Here is a 15041-nt window from a genome sequence, read left to right as displayed (position 1 = left end):
CATTGGGAACCCAATGATAATAAGGTGTTAAAGGGTGCTGTCATCATATCATCAAAGAATCACCTAAAAACACATTGGCTTATGAAAAGAAAAATAAATTGTGAAACAGCCCGTAATTTTCCAGTGGAAAAAGCACTGGAAAAATTAGGACACTTTCCCAAAAAGACAACGGAAAAAGAAGCTTGGTTTCTGAGTCCTTTCAGGTCAGAAACCCAAGCCTCTTTTAAAGTATCTAAAACAAAAAATCGATGGTATGACCACGGTGAAGGTATTGGCGGAAATGTGATCGATTTAGTCTGTCAGATTTTAAAGTGTTCTATAAAAGATACTCTAGAATTTTTAAATGATGGCATTGTAAATAACTCATCTAAAAAACAATGGACTTCTAATAAGAATGCAGGCGTTATTAAGATTATTAAAGTTCTAGATATTACACATCCTGCTTTAATTCAATATTTAAATTCTAGAGGTATTCCATTAAATATAGCAAACACCTATTGTAAAGAAGTTTGGTACCAGTATAAGGCAACTGAATTTTTCGCCATAGGACTAAAAAACAATAAAGATGGTTGGGAATTACGCAACAAGATTTTTAAAAACAGTAGTAGCCCGAAATCTTATACCTATATCCAAAATAATAGCAAACAATTAATCATTCTAGAAGGGATGTTTGATTTGTTATCACTTGCAATATTAGATGATAAGGTATTAAAAACTTCAGATGTCCTTGTATTAAACTCTATTGCATTTATAAAGCTTATTGAAATCCATTTAGATAATTACGAATGGGTACAGCTCTACTTGGATAATGACAAGGCAGGGCAGCTAGCTACAATGCGCTTGATTGATAAACACACTCATGTCATAGACCAAAGACATATTTATAAAAACTATAAAGATTTAAACGATTTGATAAGCCATGACAAAAACAAACAAATTTGATTTTAAATCCATAGAAGATCAGGAGCAGACTCTAAAGATTCCTACTGATGTACTTAATAGTTCAGATAGTATTGTATTGGATTTAGAACGGCATGTATCGGAAACGGAAATGGTCTTAGGTAGGAATTCAAGATGTGTGTCTGTGGACACATTCTTGTTTGCTCCCCATGGTCGCAAAGGAAAAAGAGTGTTTAAGGGGAAGGGTGATCTCGTTAAGTTTCGATGTTCTATTTATGAAAAGAAGCTTTTGAATATTAAAGCAAAAAGCAGCGGATTGAGTTTAAGTGAATATATACGACGTTGTCTATTTGACAAAGAAATCACAGAACGTTTTACAGATGAACATATAGCGATTTATAAAATGCTTATTAAATATCATAACAATTTTAAGTCCATTGGAAACATGTACAAAAAACGAAATCCAAAACTAACCCAAGAAGTCTATGACTTAGCAAACGAAATAAAAATACATCTTAAAAAGTTTCAAAAATGATAGGTAAAGGAAAAAGCATATCACATACTAGAGCCTCTATGGCTTATGGATGGAATCAGGAAAAAGATGCAGACATCGTATTAAAGGAATTTCTGCATGGAGATTCTCCAAAAGAAATTACTCAAGAATTTAAAATGCTCCAGGACCAAAATTACCATTGTAAAAAGAATACCTTATCATTTGTGATTAGTCCAACCATAGAAGATGGTAAAAGTCTAAATAAAAAGGAATTAGAAGTCATAACAAGACAATTTATAAAAGAGATGCAACTAAGAGAACGACAAGCAATAGCCTTTGTGCACCAAGACAAAGAACATAAACACATCCATTTATATGTCAATCGTATCGATTTTAAAGGCGTTGCTTATAACGATAGTTTTATTGGGAAACGAAGTCAGCTTGCAGCAGAAAAAGTCGCTGAAAGTATGGGACTGACCACCGTTAAGCAAATCCAATTTGAAAAGGAATTTAATCTAAAAGAAATACGAACTGAGATCAAACGCAGGCATGACCTAACTATGAAACAATTCAAACCCAAATCTTTTGATGATTATATAAAATCCATGCAAGCCAATGGGGTAAAAGTCATACCAACAATAAATAATCAAAACAAACTACAGGGCTTTCGGTTTGAGTTTGATGGTCACAATCTTAAAGGTAGCGAGGTACATCGCAATATGTCTCTTGGGAATATTGGAAAACAAATGTCAGGAATAAATGGAGCAAGCATATTAAAAGAAAACCATGTAAGTATCAAACTTGCTGGTAAAGTAATTGACCTGACACCAAACTTAGCTTTAAAAATCACCAAATTCATTATTAAAAGAGCCATTGATAAAGGGGTGGGCATAGGATATTAAATTAAACAGAGTAATTATGACAAAACTTGAAGAACTAACAGCCTTATTGGTTAATGAAATCAATGACTTTAATAATGGTATTGAGAAACTAGAAAAAATTAATGAACAGTTAAAAGAAACTAAAATTAAAATGGAGATATCCGAATACAAATCTATAATTGAATCACATCAACAACAGATGGAGTTTCATAAAAAAACATTAGAAGGTTTTGAAAAACGTTTTAGCAATAAAATAAACCAAGCTAAAATATATCCTGCTTGGGCGGTGGTGGTGTTTATTATTTGTGTGGTTACTTCTGTCGGTCTTGTTTCCTATATGTTTCTGAAATAAATTTGATTAAGGTCGCTTCATTAAAGCAGATACATCATCCAAAAATTCACCTTCTTCAAAGGGTAGAAGTTTTTGTGCCAATTCTAGGGTTTTACGAATGTCTTTACCATGATCCTTTATATGCGGAGGACAATAAGTATCTCCTTGAGTAGCCAAAATACTGACATTCATTAAAGCTTCAATAGTGGTGAATAAATCTAAATAGCCTTCAAATTGTAAGTAAGTAGCCTTAAATTTACCTTTTTGAATATCTGATGGCTCTAATGTATCTAATTTATACTTAGCTGATTTTATTAATTTTTCAAGTGCCTTCTTTTTTGATTTCATATCCTATTTTATTTAAGGTGCTTTCTTTTTGAGTTCCTGTGATGAAAGGATTTCGGTGATTTTGTCCAAACAAAACATTTGGTCATGAGGTAATAGGTCAATAACCATTTCTAGTACTTTGGTCACGCTAGTTATTGGCGCTTTATTGCTATGTTTGGGATAAACAAAAACACCATTGCCATCTAGTGCATAATAACAGACTTCTAATAGCGCAGAAATACTACTAGTAATATCCTCATGGTCTGACACCTCAAAACCTATGGTCTTTCTTGTCCTGTTGCCATGAGATTCCATGCGGACTCCAGAGAAGTTTTTAATATGCTTCTGTATTGTCTTTAATTTCTTTTTTTCTTTCATCGGCTGTTGATTTCTGGTTCTAAGGCTAAATCTCGAATAACATCCAAAAGCTCCATTTCATTATGCGGAATCATATCCAAGACATACCCTAACACTTCTTTGATGTTATGTTCTGGGTCAGATATAGAACGTGTTGAGCAGTAATCGGCTTCCATGGCTAATATGCAGACCTTTAACAGATTCGAAATCATGAACGAAGTCTCTAAATAGCCTTCAGTAACTAATCCAATGGTATAATGTCCTTCTTTAAAAGGATAAGGAGACAAAGAAGAAAAATCCTTTTTGGATAAGGATTTAATGAAATTGGATAACTCCATGTCATTTGGTTCTGAGCTTTGTTGTTGAGTAACTTTGATATCTTTAGTATTTGATACTTCAACAATACAGGTATTCAGTTTGTTTATGAATAGTGACGTAGCCAATGCTTCCATTTTATGGGCTTTCTCTAATATTTTATGGATTTGCTCCAAGTTGATATGGTAATTGTTTTCATAGCGTGTTGTTATATAAGCATCATCTAATAATTTTAAAAGGTTTTGCTCCTCTTCTATTTGTGTATTAAAAAGTTTTCCTAGTTCAGGTGAAAATGCTTTTATATAGGTTTGAAGCTCTTTAATACTATGGCTTTTGCGTTCCTTGCCCATTATAAAAAGAGCCGCAAAGCGAAACCATAATTCTATATGTTGGTGTAGCATATAGGTGGCATGAGAAAGATTCTTGTTTTCTATAAAAAAGATCGCGCCCTCCAAAAACACAGTCATTTTATGACATTCTTTTTCGAAAGTCAATTGCATGTTGTTTAGTGTTTTTTCTGGTATATGGTGTTCATGAAAGCTGTCTAATTCATCATCAGGATTATGAAATACTAGTTTATTCCAAGTACAGCCATGAACAAAGAATAGGTTTTCTTCTTTTAGTTGTTGCTTAGCATATTCAAATGAAAATATTCGATATAAAAAATCTGTTTCTTCTTGAAATATTTTAGCAACCATTGCCGATAATTCTTGGGTTAATGAACTGCTTTTTCCTTTCAGTATTACAATAAATATAGGCTTGATGGAGTCTTCTTTTTCTATTCTTGTCTCGTAGATATATTTAATTTCCAAAAGAGATTTTAGTTTATTCAGAATATGGTCTTGTTGAGTTCGAATTTCATTTTTCATAATACTTTCTAGTTATTTCAAGTGAACTTATATTGAATACGCAAAACACATGTATCTATTTGTTATACAATTGTGTAAAAAATCGATACTAATGTATTTAAAATATATCCAAATTCAAAATAAAAGTGTAATTATTTCATACAAAAGTGTATACTTTCTATATTTATGTATTCAAAAGAGATATTTATTATGACTAATCTAGGATTATATTTAACTAAAAAATCTATAAATAAAGCAGAGGTTGGTAGAAGAACTGGAATAAGTAAATCTCGCTTGAGTCAATTGAGTGGAAATAAATCTACTAAATTACGAGCTGATGAACTTTATTTAATTGCTTTGGCTATTGATGTTGATCCTGGTGATTTATTAAAAGAAGTCTGTAAAGACCTTAAACTGGTCAAAGAGTAGTTTGTATAGATTTATATATCACATTATTTTCTTACATTAGTTTTTTATTAAAATATGATATTCAACGAAGACTCAAGAGTTAAGATTCCTTCAATTCTGCATCTAATTCAATTGGGGTATAAGTATCTGTCATTGAAAAACAATGTATGGGATGAAAACACCAATATTTTTACTTCAATTTTTAATAAGCAAATTCAACAAATAAACCCTACTATGTCCGATAAGGATATTCAAAAGGTTTATGATGATATTTCAATTTCATTAGAAAATGAAGATTTAGGACGTGCTTTTTACAATAAATTAATAGATCAATCTGGAGTTAAACTTATTGACTTTGAGAATTTTGATAATAACTCATTTTATGTCGTTACAGAATTATCATATACTAAAGATGATGAGTCATTTAGACCTGATATCATTCTTTTAATTAATGGTATGCCTTTAGTTTTTATTGAGGTGAAAAAGCCAAATAATAGAAATGGCGTTCAAGAGGAGCATAGACGTATGCAAAGGCGTTTTCAGAATAAAAAGTTCCGAAAGTTTATTAACTTGACACAACTCATGGTATTTTCAAATAACATGGCTTATAGTGAAGAGGATACACAAATGCTTGAAGGTGCTTTTTATAGTACAACAAATTATAAAAAACCAATCTTCAATTATTTCAGAGAAGAAGAAACTTTTGATTTAGCATCGTTACTACAACCACTTTCAGAGGAAGAAGAAAACTTTGTTTTAAAGGATACTAATCTACTTAGTATAAAAAGTAATAAAGAATATCAATCTAATAAAAATCTACATACAGCAACCAATTCTATTGCAACGTCTTTATTTCAACGGGAGCGTTTAAAATTCATTTTGCGTTATGCTTTTGCTTATGTAGAAGAAGAAAAAGGCTTAGAGAAACACATTATGCGTTATCCACAGCTATTTGCTACTAAAGCAATAGAAAACAAGTTGGAAAACGGTATTAAAAAAGGCATCATTTGGCACACGCAAGGTTCAGGGAAAACAGCTTTAGCGTATTTTAATGTAAAGTACCTCACGCATTATTTTCAGAAGAATAATATCATTCCTAAGTTTTACTTTATTGTAGATCGTTTAGATTTATTAACCCAAGCAGCAAAAGAATTTACTGCTCGTGGTTTGGTTGTACATAAAGTAGATTCTAGAGAGGCGTTTAGTCGAGATATAAAATCGACAAGCGTTTTACATAACAGTTCTGGAAAGGCTGAAATTACAGTTGTTAATATTCAGAAGTTTAAAGATGATCCTGATGTAATAAAAAATAACGATTACAATTTAAAAGTTCAGCGTGTGTTCTTTTTAGATGAAGTGCATCGCAGTTATAATCCGAAAGGTAGCTTTTTAGCGAATTTAGAATTAGCAGATAAACATTCCATAAAAATAGGATTAACAGGAACACCATTACTAGGTTCAGAATATAATTCCAAAACCTTATTTGGCGATTATATTCATAAATACTATTATAATCTTTCTATAAAAGATGGTTATACCTTGCGATTAATTCGTGAGGAAATTGAGACCAATTACAAGCTTGTATTACAAGAAGCCCTAGAAAACATTAAAGTATTACAAGGTAATATTGATAAAAAGAAACTCTATGCAGACCATCGATTTGTAGAACCAATGCTTGACTATATTGTTAAAGATATGGAACAAGCTAGGATATCTATGAATGATAATAGTATTGGTGGTATGGTAGTTTGCGATTCTTCCGATCAAGCTAAAATGATGCAAGAGATTTTTCAAAATAAATACGCTGAAAAATCAGAATCTCATTTACTTCAAGTAGCAGAAGAGCCTGCTAGTTATGGCAACAAGAAAAAAGAAGAAAGTAAAGTAAACAAAGCACAGGTTATTTTACATGATATTGGCACCAAACAAGATCGTAGAGATTGGGTGTCTGATTTTAAGGTTGGTAAGCTCGATTTACTTTTTGTATATAATATGTTATTGACTGGTTTTGATGCAAAACGCTTAAAGAAATTATATATAGGGAGAAAGATAAAATCGCATAACCTATTGCAAACACTTACGCGTGTAAATAGAACCTATAAAACCCATAAATATGGTTATGTTGTTGATTTTGCAGATATACAGAAAGAGTTCGATAAAACCAATCAAGATTACTTTAACGAGTTACAAAGCGAGTTAGGCGATGAGATGCAGCATTATTCTAATCTGTTTAAAAAACCTGAAGAGATAAAAGAAGAGATTGAGGAAATTAAAGACGTTCTTTTTAAATTTAATACAGAAAATGCAACTGTTTTTGGCGAGCAAATTTCAGAAATAAATGAGCGTTCGGAAATTCGTCAAATTGCCAAGGTTTTAAACAATTCAAAAGAATTATATAACCTCATTCGTTTGTCTGGTAATTTTGAATTACTCGAAAAATTAGACTTTAGAAAACTATCTGTGTTAGCACGATTAACTAACGAGAGATTAGCATTAATAAACACAAGAATTGCATTAGAAAACAATGTAGATACCGATAATATTTTAAATACTGCTTTAGAAGATGTTATTTTTGCTTTTACCAAAGTGAAAGAGGAAGAAATGATATTGGCAGACGAACTAAAAAACACCTTAGGTAAAACAAGAGAAATGTTAGCAGGGAACTTTGACCAGAAAGACCCTATCTTTATTTCTTTACGTGAGGAATTAGAGCGTTTGTTTAAAAAGAAGAATTTAAGTGAAGTCACTAAGGAGGAAATGGAAGCGAACATAAAAGCTTTAAACGAAATCTATGACAAAGCAAAAAAGCTAGAGCGTGAAAATCAATTGCTGAAAGCAAAATACGATTATGATGCTAAATATGCGCGTATTCATAAACGTTTAATGGAAAAAGACCCATTAACGGATAGTGAACGTAAATTGTTTGAAGCCTTAAAAGGCTTAAAAACAGCAGTAGATAAAGAGATTTTGCAAAACTCTAAGTTATTAGAAAACGAGAGTTATGTAGAAAAAATGATGATGCGTTTAGTAGTTAGCCAATTTAAAAAAGAACAAAAGATTGACATTAATACAACCGATGTAAGACGCATAAATAGTCTTATCGTAAAAGAATACATGAACGAATACAACGGTTATGTTGCTTAATGGAAGTTTAAAAATTAACTATCGCAAAATGTGCGACAGTTTAAAAAAAAGAAATGAGTAAGAATAGTCAAATAGTAATCTATCAAGATAAAGATTCTGGTATTACAATAGATGTAAGACTAGAAGGAGAAACTATTTGGTTAGACCAATATCAACTTGAAGCGCTGTTTGATACAGACAGAACTTCTATTAGTCGTCATCTAAAAAACATTTATAATTCTAATGAATTAGATAAAGAGGCAACTAGTGCAAAAATTGCACAAGTTCAAAAAGAAGGAGATAGAGAAGTCAAAAGGACAATAAATGTTTATAATCTAGATGCAATTCTTTCTGTAGGTTATAGGGTGAATTCTAAAAAAGGAACTGCATTTAGAAAATGGGCAAATGCTATTTTGAAAGACTATCTAGTTAAAGGCTACGCGCTTAATGAAAAACGTTTAGAGCAAAAAGAACAAGAAGTAAAGTTACTAAAAGACGGAATTCATATTTTAACTAGAACGGTAAGCAAAGCTATTGAAGAAAAGGTTTCAGACAATATAATTTTAGAAACCTTTGCTAAAGGTTTAAGCTTGTTAGATGATTATGATCATGAAGAGTTAGATGCTAAAGGTTTAACTACAAAAGAAGCCAATTACCCGAGTTTAGACGATTATCAGAAGATAATTAATGAAATGCTAACCGAATTTGATTCCGATGTCTTTGGAAAAGAAAAAGATAAAAGTTTCCAGAGTTCTGTTGCGCAAATAGCAAAGGGATTTGGAGACGACGATTTTTACCCAAGCATAGAAGAAAAGGCGACCATGCTTTTGTATTTTATAGTGAAGAACCACTCGTTTGTAGATGGTAACAAACGTATTGCAGCAGCTTGTTTTTTAAAGTTTTTACAGCAAAACAACATGCTTTTTAATAACCAACAACAACCAGTTATTAATAACGATACTTTAGCGAGTTTAACACTTTTTATAGCGTCTAGTAAACCAGACGAAATGCAAACCGTAACACGTTTAGTAATTAGCGTATTAAATAGGAATAACAGCAATTAAAAAAGAGAGATTAAATATAATGACGAGCACAGCACAATTTGAAACTCAAACCAAAGCACTTATAGACGACCTTAAAAGCGTCTGTGCTAATTATGGTTTAGGGAATGACGGAAACGAATTTAAAATAATTACCCAGGTGTTTCTATATAAATTTTTAAACGATAAATACGTTTACGAGTTAAAACAACTAGAACCCGATTTAGCTAAAGCTGACGACTTTGATGAAGCCCTTAAAACCTTCTCTGATGATGATTTAGAAATGCTGACCATGCAAATAAGCGAAAATACTGCTCGCATTGCACCAAAAAACTTATTGTCGCGTTTGTTCGAACAACAAAATAAAGATCAATTTGCAGATATTTTTGATGAAACCTTAGTAAGTGTAGCCAAAGATAATATCGATATTTTCTCGGTACTCACACAAGGTGGCGAAAAAGTAGTGTTGTTTGAAAACCTGAGTAAATATGTAACTGATAATAAAGATGCCTTCTGCAAAGCATTAGTGAATAAACTAGTTGGTTTTAGTTTTGAGCATATATTTACGCAGAAATTTGACTTTTTCGCCACTATTTTCGAGTATTTAATAAAAGATTACAATACCAATTCTGGTGGTAAATATGCCGAGTATTTTACACCACACGCTGTAGCCAAAATTATGGCAGCCTGTTTGGTTACAGATACTAATGTAAACAACGTAACCTGTTACGACCCAAGTGCAGGATCGGGAACGCTTTTAATGAATCTAGCGCACGCCATTGGTGAAGATAAATGTACCATTTACTCGCAAGACATCTCGCAAAAGTCGTCTGCCTTATTACGTTTAAACCTTATTTTAAACAATCTAGTACACTCTATACAAAATATCATACAAGGCAATACTATTTTAAGTCCGTATCATAAACAAGAAAACGGACAGTTAGAGCAGTTCGATTATATAGTTTCCAACCCACCATTTAAACTAGATTTTTCTGATTATAGCGCAGATTTAGAAAGTAAATCCAACAAAGAACGCTTTTTTGCAGGCATACCCAATATACCTAAAACCAAAAAAGACTCTATGGCTATTTACTTGCTGTTTATACAACACATTATGCATAGCTTAACAGCGACAGGTAAAGCTGCTATTGTGGTGCCCACAGGTTTTATAACCGCACAATCTGGTATAGATAAAAAAATCAGGCAAAAACTAGTAGAGAGTAAAATGCTTGCAGGCGTAGTATCTATGCCTTCTAATATTTTTGCAACTACAGGAACCAACGTAAGTATTTTGTTTTTAGATAAAACCAATACCAAAGAAGTGGTGTTGGTAGATGCCTCTAATTTAGGAACCAAAGTAAAAGATGGTAAAAACCAAAAAACGGTTTTAAGCGAAGTAGAAGAGCAACAAATTATAGATGTTTTTAATGCGAAAGAAGCTAAGGACGATTTATCTGTTGTGGTGTCTTATGAAGATATAAAAGCTAAAAAATACAGCCTAAGTGCAGGGCAGTATTTTGAAGTTAAAATTGAATATATAGATATTACTGAGGAAGAATTTACTGCAAAAATGAATGGGTTTGAAAGTAATTTGGAAATCCTTTTTGCTGAATCTAAAAGTTTGGAAAAGGAGATTAAAGATAATTTGAAAAGTTTGAAGTATGACTAATCCACTAAAAATAGTTGCTGATTACTCTAAATCTAGAATTTCTTTAGAAGATATTGATGTTGGTACATATGTAACAACAGATAATTTACTTCAAAATAAACAGGGTAAGGTTAATGCAGAAAAAATGCCGAAACAATCATCAAATAATGTAACGAGATTTGATGAAGGAGATATTTTAGTGGCAAATATCCGTCCTTACTTAAAAAAAATATGGCTAGCTAAATACACAGGAGGTAGTTCAAGTGATGTTTTAACATTTAAAGTAAGAAAGAATTTTGACTCAACATTTGTGTATTATTCCCTTTTTAGAGATGATTTCTTTGAACATATGATGAATGGTTCTAAGGGAACTAAAATGCCTCGTGGAGATAAAAATCAAATATTAGATTTTCCTAATCCAGATTTTAAATTTGAAACCCAAAAGCAAATAGCCAAAGTTCTTTCAGATTTAGACGCCAAAATAGAAGTCAATAACAAAATAAACCAAGAATTAGAAGCGATGGCAAAAACGCTTTACGATTATTGGTTTGTACAGTTCGATTTTCCAGATGTGAATGGAAAACCTTATAAATATTCTGGTGGAAAAATGGTTTTTAATGAGGCATTGAAACGTGAGATTCCTGAGGGTTGGGAAGTAGGAACGTTATTAGATATTGCTAATTTCCAAAATGGTTTGGCTTGTCAAAAATTTAGACCTGTTGATGAAAATTATCTTCCAGTAATAAAGATTAAGGAAATGCGTGATGGCTTTACAGGAAAAACAGAAAAGGTCAAAAAAGATGTTCCAGATAGAATTAAAATTTATGATGGGGATATTTTGTTTTCTTGGTCAGCTTCTTTAGAAGTTATGATTTGGTCAGGTGGAAATGGAGCATTAAATCAGCATATTTTTAAAGTTACGTCAGGTGATTACCCAAAATCATATTATTATTTCGAGCTTCTTAATTATTTACAACATTTTAAAATGATTGCAGATTTAAGAAAAACAACAATGGGACATATTACTCAAGATCATTTAAAGCAAAGTAGAATTGTAATTCCACCAATAACTCTTTGTGAAGAAATAGAAAAAAAAATAAGTCCAATTTTAAAATCAGTTGTTTCAAATCAACAACAAAATCAAAAACTCTCAGAACTTAGAGATTGGTTGTTACCTATGTTAATGAATGGGCAGGTGCGCGTTTCGGATTCCCGAGATGGAAGTCTTGGAAAGGTAGAGCAGGAGTTGGGTATGGTTGCAGAGAGTAATGTTGAATATTGGAAGAGTTAAAGTTAATTAAGAATTTAGAGGCATGTTAAAAAACTTTCAAATAATAGGAATAAGACCTTTAGAAGGCTGCCACGAAGATTTTAAAAAGATTCTTAAAATTGACCAGTTATATCTTTTTGACGAGAGATATACGATTGCTTATAATGATAAAAATGAAATTGTCCAGATTGCTTTTAATGTCGAAAAAGACAGCATTCCAAGAAATTTTTATTCTAAAGATTTAAATATTCAAATTAATGCTGTTATTGGTGGTAATGGTAGTGGAAAGAGTGCTTTAGCAGAACTGTTCTTGTATTTCATGTTTTATTATGGGATACAAAAAGATCACATTTCAAAACACCAACAATCGTCAGATCCTGATAATGATGGATTTGGTGCATTTCGGCAAATTAAATACGCTAAGGAGATTAACATGATGAATGAGTATCTTAATGTAGAGCTTGTATACATTTATGATGACATACTTTATCAGATAATTTTAAGAAGAAATAATTTTGAAATTAAAACTTTTAAGCAAAATGAAAGTACATATTCATTAGTAAAAGAGGTTCCTTTTAATGATTTTATTTTTCCTTTCTATTCAATGTATGTAAATTATTCTCATCATGGATTGAACACTAATGTTGAGGGAGAATGGTTAAGAACATTATTTCATAAAAATGATGGTTATCAATTACCAGTGGTTATTAATCCGTATCGCGTTAAAGGTAATATCGATATAAATGTAGAAAATTACTTGTCTAGAGATAGGGTTTTTACCAATGTCATTGACACCGCAGATGAATCTTTAATTCTACAAAATATTGAAATTGAGTATATTGAAATATCAAGAGATTCTTCTAAAAAAATAGCAGAAACAGCTCCTTATGAAAAGAGGTCTGAGGATCTAGATTTTAAAATTAGAACTCTATACCAGACGTTTTTTAAAGATGAAGATTATCCTGTAACTATTACTTTTTATAGGGGTGAGGTAGAAAAATACCTCTTTCGTAAAATAAGGACAATAACAGAAAGATACCTTGACTATAAAGAATACAATTTTATTGTTAATCAAAGTGCTCCATATTCAGATATTCAGAAAAATGAATTGAAATCATTTTTCAAAAAACTATATCAAGACCGAAGTCATGTAACCTTAAAAATTAGACAATCGCTAAATTTCTTGCATAATGATCTTTATCAAATTGATCATGAAGAAGGGACAAAACACTTTGAGCTTGATGAAATAATTGAAAGTATTGCTGAATTAAGAGATAATCAATTCTTCACAGAAACAATTGATTATTTACCACCACCAATATTTATGACAAGGTTTCACTTCAAAGATAAGTCACATTTTGATCAATTAAGCTCAGGTGAGAAACAGCAAATCTATTCAATACATTCAATAGTTTATCACCTGAAAAATATAGATTCTGTACATAGTAGTATAGGAGATAAACTTAAATATAATTCAGTATTCTTAATTTTAGATGAAATAGAATTGTATTACCATCCTCAGGCACAGAAAAGTACGATATCTAGATTGCTCTATGTTCTGGAAAAATCGAAATTAAACTATGTGAAGTATTTGAACATCATGTTTTTAACGCACTCGCCTTTTATCTTATCTGATATTCCATCAGAGTTTACTTTAAAATTAAAAGAAGGTAAAATATTTACAAATCAAAATAAGCACAAAACATTTGCAGCTAATATAACAGACTTACTTACCGATTCATTCTTTTTGGAAAATGGATTAATGGGAGATTTTGCAAAAGAAAAAATACAGGAGACTATAAATTGGCTCAATTCATTTATTATAGAAAGGATGGTGAATCCAGAAGTGTCAGAAGACATAATAAACCAGCATGAAGCCCTAATAAAAATAATAGATGAACCTTTATTGAATTATAAATTAACGGAGATGTTTCAAACTGTTTTTACAGATAGAATAGATAAAATTCAAACTGAGAAACAAATCAAAGATTTGGCTCAAAAAGCAGGGATTAATTTAAAAGATTTGATTTAGATGATTTATTTAGGGGAGCAATTAGAAGCATTAGATAAGTTTTATTCAGTCGTTACTTGTTGGGTTAAAAGCAAACATCTTGGAAGAAAAAAAGCTAGTAACCTAGATGGCTACAAATGTAATGATTTAAACTGTTCAGTTTGTACAAGGGGTTTACAAAAAATAGAAGGTTATAATCGTTTTTTTGAATTTATTATTCCAAAGCTAGAGGAAATAATAAAAGCAAAACCTGATAAAATGTTACAACTTGAATTAAAGTTAAGAGCAGATTGGTGGAGTAATGTAAGTCATGATCTAAACGAGTTTAACGATGCTTGTTCAGAGATATTATCTAATAAAGGTTATAAAGGATGGTTTACTGGTACAAAAGGCCTCAATTATGATTTAGCAGAATGGTTAGATCAGCACACTTGTACGTTTTGTAATCGACAATATATTTTTACCGCTAGAAAAAATGCTGAAGAAAAAGGAATGACTTGTCAATTTGATCACTGGTTTGACAAAGGTTCTAGACCGTTATTTGCACTTTCTTTCTATAATTTAATTCCTTCATGTTCAGTATGTAATTCTTCTGTGAAATCTGTAACTCATTTTAATACGGATGAATATTTACATCCATATCTCGATAAAGATATATCTTCAAGATTTAAATTCTCATCTATACCAAATACAGCAACTCAATACGATATCACCTTTTTGAATGAAGACAAAATGGATGCTAAGACAAAAAGAACATTAGATGGACTGGGAACTAAATTAGTCTACAGTAAACATAGTGAAAAGGAGCTTCAAGATCTAATTGATTTGAGGATGAAGTATTCTAAAAATTACTTAAAAAACTTGTTGGAAAATACATTTGATGATAAATTGAATATGGCAGAAGAAGAAAAATATAGATTAATTTTTGGAATAGAATTATCAGAGGATAATATGCATAAGCGTCCGTTCAGTAAGTTTAAAAAAGACATTATTGAGGAATTATTAAAGATTAAATAATTTAAATATATAAACAATTTCATGCTAAATTATACACGATATAGACAAGGAATCTAAATTGTCTAACTAAGG

Annotated in this window: 14 protein-coding genes; 11 read left to right on the top strand and 3 right to left on the bottom strand. The window is 31.1% G+C overall.

Annotated elements, in window-relative coordinates:
- Positions 1 to 81: 81 nt before the first annotated feature.
- From NBRC110019_RS01980 to NBRC110019_RS01965, 4 genes are read left to right on the top strand one after another with little or no spacing between them, the layout of a single operon-like run.
- Complete coding sequence (locus tag NBRC110019_RS01980; RefSeq protein ID WP_281751806.1) at positions 82 to 942, top strand: DUF8464 domain-containing protein; 861 nt, start codon at positions 82 to 84, stop codon at positions 940 to 942.
- The gene (mbpA, locus tag NBRC110019_RS01975) at positions 920 to 1435 is read left to right on the top strand and encodes a mobilization protein MbpA (RefSeq protein WP_281751804.1); all 516 of its coding nucleotides are present in this window, start codon (positions 920 to 922) and stop codon (positions 1433 to 1435) included. Before NBRC110019_RS01980 ends, mbpA begins: the two co-directional genes overlap by 23 nt.
- Entirely contained in the window at positions 1432 to 2295 is an 864-nt protein-coding gene (locus tag NBRC110019_RS01970; protein ID WP_281751802.1) for a relaxase/mobilization nuclease domain-containing protein, read from the top strand. Before mbpA ends, NBRC110019_RS01970 begins: the two co-directional genes overlap by 4 nt.
- Positions 2296 to 2311: 16 nt before the next feature.
- On the top strand, positions 2312 to 2626 hold the full coding sequence (locus NBRC110019_RS01965; RefSeq protein ID WP_281751800.1) for a DUF6730 family protein: 315 nt from the start codon (positions 2312 to 2314) through the stop codon (positions 2624 to 2626).
- Between the two features lie 6 nt (positions 2627 to 2632).
- Here the strand turns inward: NBRC110019_RS01965 and NBRC110019_RS01960 are convergent, their stop codons facing one another.
- The 3 genes from NBRC110019_RS01960 to NBRC110019_RS01950 are packed head-to-tail and all read right to left on the bottom strand — an operon-like array spanning position 2633 to position 4473.
- Positions 2633 to 2953: a hypothetical protein gene (locus NBRC110019_RS01960; RefSeq protein ID WP_281751798.1), complete on the bottom strand. Its 321-nt coding sequence runs from the start codon at positions 2951 to 2953 to the stop codon at positions 2633 to 2635.
- A gap of 12 nt (positions 2954 to 2965) precedes the next feature.
- A complete protein-coding gene (locus NBRC110019_RS01955; RefSeq protein WP_281751796.1) occupies positions 2966 to 3310 on the bottom strand; it encodes a hypothetical protein in 345 nt (114 codons plus the stop codon).
- The gene (locus NBRC110019_RS01950) at positions 3307 to 4473 is read right to left on the bottom strand and encodes a HEPN domain-containing protein (RefSeq protein WP_281751794.1); all 1167 of its coding nucleotides are present in this window, start codon (positions 4471 to 4473) and stop codon (positions 3307 to 3309) included. Before NBRC110019_RS01950 ends, NBRC110019_RS01955 begins: the two co-directional genes overlap by 4 nt.
- 189 nt (positions 4474 to 4662) lie before the next feature.
- On the opposite strand from NBRC110019_RS01950, the gene NBRC110019_RS01945 reads away from it, so the two are divergent.
- From NBRC110019_RS01945 to NBRC110019_RS01915, 7 genes are read left to right on the top strand one after another with little or no spacing between them, the layout of a single operon-like run.
- Positions 4663 to 4881, top strand: a complete 219-nt coding sequence (locus NBRC110019_RS01945) for a helix-turn-helix domain-containing protein (RefSeq protein WP_281751792.1) — start codon at positions 4663 to 4665, stop codon at positions 4879 to 4881.
- A 54-nt stretch (positions 4882 to 4935) separates the two neighbouring features.
- Complete coding sequence (locus NBRC110019_RS01940; protein ID WP_281751790.1) at positions 4936 to 8004, top strand: type I restriction endonuclease subunit R; 3069 nt, start codon at positions 4936 to 4938, stop codon at positions 8002 to 8004.
- Between the two features lie 53 nt (positions 8005 to 8057).
- Positions 8058 to 9047: a virulence RhuM family protein/type II toxin-antitoxin system death-on-curing family toxin gene (locus tag NBRC110019_RS01935; protein WP_281751788.1), complete on the top strand. Its 990-nt coding sequence runs from the start codon at positions 8058 to 8060 to the stop codon at positions 9045 to 9047.
- Positions 9048 to 9066: 19 nt separating this feature from the next.
- A complete protein-coding gene (locus NBRC110019_RS01930; protein ID WP_281751786.1) occupies positions 9067 to 10692 on the top strand; it encodes an HsdM family class I SAM-dependent methyltransferase in 1626 nt (541 codons plus the stop codon).
- Positions 10685 to 11962, top strand: a complete 1278-nt coding sequence (locus NBRC110019_RS01925) for a restriction endonuclease subunit S (protein ID WP_281751784.1) — start codon at positions 10685 to 10687, stop codon at positions 11960 to 11962. Before NBRC110019_RS01930 ends, NBRC110019_RS01925 begins: the two co-directional genes overlap by 8 nt.
- A 22-nt stretch (positions 11963 to 11984) precedes the next feature.
- Positions 11985 to 13973, top strand: a complete 1989-nt coding sequence (locus NBRC110019_RS01920; protein WP_281751783.1) for an ATP-binding protein — start codon at positions 11985 to 11987, stop codon at positions 13971 to 13973.
- Positions 13974 to 14969: a hypothetical protein gene (locus tag NBRC110019_RS01915; protein ID WP_281751781.1), complete on the top strand. Its 996-nt coding sequence runs from the start codon at positions 13974 to 13976 to the stop codon at positions 14967 to 14969.
- Positions 14970 to 15041: the final 72 nt, after the last annotated feature.

Origin of the sequence: Neptunitalea chrysea (assembly GCF_027924145.1) — a bacterium.
GTDB lineage: Bacteria > Bacteroidota > Bacteroidia > Flavobacteriales > Flavobacteriaceae > Neptunitalea > Neptunitalea chrysea.
Note: the sequence above shows the minus strand (reverse complement) of the source record. Positions and strands in the feature narration are given on the sequence as shown.